Genomic DNA, 3929 nt, shown 5'->3' with positions numbered 1-3929 from the left:
GTTCTGCGGTATAGGCCAGCCAACTAATGCACAGACCGAAGTACCAAGCATCAGCGCCACTGAGTTGCATACACTGCTGGTTAAAGAGCCCACAGTGACACTGCTGGATGTTCGCGAACAGAACGAGTGGGACATCGTCCATATTGAGGGCGCACATTTGCTGCCCAAGGCGTACGTACTAACTAGCCTTGGCCAAGGTGTCATGGCCGAAAAAGACGCACCTTACGTGGTGTACTGCAAGGCCGGCACCCGCTCCAGAGAAGTAGTCCAGGCGATGCTCACTGCCGGTTTCAGTAACGTGCGCAATTTGCAGGGTGGCGTATTGGCATGGGTACACGATGTCAATCCGACTCTAGCAAGTTACTAAGGTGCGATCATGCTGAATTTATCCACTTCAATGCGTGATGCCCTCTTCCGCCAAGCTCATGAGCAACACCCGATTGAATGCTGCGGCATCATCACCAGCTTGGCAGGAGAGCCCAGACCTCACCGACTGATACCTATGCACAATGCCGCTCAATCTAAAGACTTTTTCATCTTCGAGCCACGAGAACAACTACTAGTGTGGCGGGAAATGGACGTACGTAGTGAGTTTCCACTGGTGATCTATCACTCCCATACTGCCTCAAAACCCTATCCCAGTTCCACAGATGTAGATTATGCCGCTGCCTTTCCCGACGCCTACCACTTAATCATTAGCACCGTTAAACACTTCTGCCCAGCGATGCGCTGCTACTACATCAAGCATGGTCGGATACTGGAACAAGAGCTGACTTTCGAGCAACCCCCACTATTTTATTGATAAATAAGGAATCTAAATGCCTGTCACTATTCATATACCCACTATTATGCGCTCCTTAACCAATGGAGCTGCCACTGTTGATGCCCAAGGTAGTAACTTGGCTGACGTCATTGATGACCTGGAGCGAGATTGGCCAGGAGTGAAGCAACGACTGGTAAAGGATGATGCTCTGGTGAAATTTATAAACCTTTACGTCAACGATCAGGACGTGCGCTTTCACAGCGGCCTACAGACACCAATTAACGAGGGTGATGAGGTTATTATTCTCCCTGCCGTGGCCGGTGGTCAGATCAACTATATCTGCAAACCACTGACAAAGGCCTGAGGAGATACTACGATGCCATGCCCATTATCCGGCAGAAAGCGTGTGACGTCGGCCACCGCCCCGAACGAAATGCGCTATGACGATTATCTACATCTCAAGCAGATTTTAGACAGCCAAGTTCCACGCTCCGAGATCCCTGACGAATTGTTGTTTATCATCCAGCATCAGACAGCTGAACTGTGGATGAAGTTGATGCTGTATGAGTTGACCCAGGCGATTCAGCATTTGGGCAGTGATAACCTACCCGCCGCGCTGAAGGCCATCGCGCGAGTACAGCGGATCATGGATCACTTGAATCACGCCTGGAGCGTGCTGGCGACCCTAACCCCTAGCGATTTTCTTGCTATGCGCCCGTCGCTGGGCAGCGCCTCAGGGCATCAGTCCGTGCAGTTTCGTGAGATAGAGTTCCTGCTTGGCAACAAATCCTCAGCACACTTAGCAGACCACACTCAGGACGAACTGGCCCTGCATGCACTGCAAAAGCGTTTAATGGCGCCATCACTGTATGATGAAGTGGTGCGCCTAATGGCTGCACGCGGCATGGATATTGACCAGTCTCGGCTGCAATTTGAGCATAGTGAGCCAACTAGTCACTCTCCTTCAGTGGAAGCAGCTTGGTTGCAAGTGTATCGCCAGCCCGAGGAACACCGAGAGCTATACACCCTAGGCGAGCAACTAGTGGAATTAGAAGACAGCGTTAAGCACTGGCGCTTTCGCCACCTCTGCACGGTAGAACGAATCATCGGCCATCGCCAGGGAACCGGCGGCACCAGCGGAGTTAGCTACCTTCGCTCCACTCTCAACACAGTTCTATTCCCCGAACTCTGGCAGTTGCGCACCCACCTCTGAACCCAGGAGCCTATCACGATGGCGCGACATTCAACTCACCTCCCTCAAGAGCGCACTGCGCTGATCGTAGGAGCGGGGCTTGCTGGCCCTCTACTGGCCTGTTTGCTACAGCGCCAAGGCTGGCAAGTGACTCTTCTGGAAAAACGCGGTGACCCACGTAAAAGCTTGGCCAACACGGGTAAATCAATCAACCTAGCTCTGGCTGAACGTGGCCTACAGGCTCTGCGGCTAATTGGGCTAGAGGCATCTGTGCTAGCAGAAGCAGTGGCTATGCGCGGTCGGCGCGTGCATTCGCTGGGGAACCCCGCCAGCTACCAACCCTACAGCCCCCGTTCTGAAGACGTCCTATGGTCTATCCAGCGTGGCCGCTTTAATCAACAACTGCTTGCTGCCGCTGAAGCTGCCGGCGTACGCCTGCGTTTTGACACTCCGCTCGAACAAGTTGACTGGGCGGCACAATGTGCGCTAGCTGGAGGTGAACATCTTTCCTTCGACCTGCTGGTGGGTGCTGATGGTGCAGACTCAGCCGTGCGTCGAGCCATGGCACTCGTTACCTCGCTGGGAGAACACCGAGAGTGGCAACCCCACGGCTATAAAGAGCTCTATATGCCATCTCGCGCCGATGGCTGTCCGCGACTTGAGGCCGACGCTCTTCACATTTGGCCGCGTGGCGGACACATGTGCATCGCCCTACCGAACATAGACGGCAGCTTTACCGCTACGCTCTTCCTGCCGCACGACAATACCGACGAAGCCTGTTTCAAGCGCCTTGCGGAGGGTAAAGTAGCGCGGAGCTGGTTCGAGCGGATATACCCAGATCTATCGGAATATTTACCCAACCTAGAACAAGATTTCGAATACAACCCCACTGGCCAGCTTGGCTCCCTCTGGTTGCGCAAATGGCAAGTCGAGGGCTGCGCAGTACTGATCGGTGATGCTGCACACCCAATGGTGCCCTTCCACGGCCAGGGTATGAACTGCGCACTGGAAGATGCCACAGCGTTGGCAAAGTATCTAACAGCACAGCCAGAGTTGAGTAGAGCTCTAAGCGCCTATGAAGAAGAACGCCAACCCAACGCCAGCGCAATCCAGGCTATGGCACTAGAAAACTATGTTGAAATGCGAGAGCGGGTCAGTAGTGCTGGCTATCAACTGGAACGGCAACTGGCACAGTGGCTGGAAGCTGAGCACCCAGAACGCTTTATGTCTCGCTACTCCATGGTGACCTTCAGCAACCTTCCTTACGCCACTGCACAGGCTCGAGGAGAGATTCAATCAGAATTGCTTCGTCTGGCCGTCAAAGGTTGCAAGAGCTTCGAAGAGATCAACCTAGCTGCTGTGAAAAGTCAGTTGCATAGGCACCTAACGCCGCTATATCCCTTAGGAGGAATGGACGGATGTATGTGATGAAGGTTTCCGACCCTCTTGGCCATCAGCTTCCACTGAACAGACGAGAACGAGCCTATTCACCGAGCTCACTGGCACCTAGTTATAAGCAAACTCTCACTCAGTATAGATCTGATAGCCAAGCAGCCATTGCGCTCCTCGGCCAGCCGCGAGTATTACGCTATGGGCCTGCGGCTAGGGAAAAGATCCTCCTATTCCAGGCCACTCGATCCCCTGGGGCAACGATCGTATATATTCACGGTGGCTACTGGCAGGAACTGAGCGCAAAAGACTCGCTGTTCTCTGCCCCAGGCTTAAACGCTCATGGCTTAGACTACGCTGCAGTAGGCTATAGTTTAGCGCCGAATGTCCCTCTCGAATATATTGTCGACCAAGTTGCTCAGGCCTTGCTTACACTACGCACTTGGTACGCAGCTCGGGGCCAAGTGCCAAAAATCATCCTCGTTGGCAGCTCCGCTGGCGCACATTTGGCAGCAATGTTGCTGTGTCGGATCTGGCCAGATTCATCACCTTTCCAAGGCGCCTTGCTAGGGCGTGTCCTCATTT

The 3929-nt window shown here is 53.7% G+C and carries 6 protein-coding genes; all 6 read left to right on the top strand.

The features are described 5' to 3' along the window. Window positions 1-367: rhodanese-like domain-containing protein (locus ACT3TJ_RS17720; RefSeq protein WP_444666106.1), on the top strand; the 367-nt coding region annotated here is incomplete at its 5' end. A 9-nt stretch (window positions 368-376) separates the two neighbouring features. Further along, a complete protein-coding gene (locus ACT3TJ_RS17715) occupies window positions 377-802 on the top strand; it encodes a Mov34/MPN/PAD-1 family protein (RefSeq protein WP_087107909.1) in 426 nt (141 codons plus the stop codon). A 16-nt stretch (window positions 803-818) separates the two neighbouring features. Next, window positions 819-1127, top strand: coding sequence for a MoaD/ThiS family protein (locus ACT3TJ_RS17710; protein ID WP_087107907.1), 309 nt, complete (start codon window positions 819-821; stop codon window positions 1125-1127). Between the two features lie 12 nt (window positions 1128-1139). Continuing rightward, window positions 1140-1976 carry a tryptophan 2,3-dioxygenase gene (locus tag ACT3TJ_RS17705; RefSeq protein WP_087107905.1) on the top strand — a complete coding sequence of 279 codons (837 nt, stop codon included), beginning with the start codon at window positions 1140-1142 and terminating at the stop codon, window positions 1974-1976. 18 nt (window positions 1977-1994) lie between these two features. After that, entirely contained in the window at window positions 1995-3383 is a 1389-nt protein-coding gene (locus tag ACT3TJ_RS17700) for an FAD-dependent oxidoreductase (protein WP_087107903.1), read from the top strand. Further along, window positions 3374-3929 (top strand): alpha/beta hydrolase (locus ACT3TJ_RS17695; protein WP_444666104.1); only part of this gene is annotated, 556 nt, incomplete at its 3' end. The genes ACT3TJ_RS17700 and ACT3TJ_RS17695, both read left to right, overlap by 10 nt.

This window comes from Halomonas sp. AOP30-A1-24 (assembly GCF_052378165.1).
In the GTDB taxonomy this organism is placed as follows: domain Bacteria; phylum Pseudomonadota; class Gammaproteobacteria; order Pseudomonadales; family Halomonadaceae; genus Vreelandella; species Vreelandella citrativorans.
Note: the sequence above shows the minus strand (reverse complement) of the source record. Positions and strands in the feature narration are given on the sequence as shown.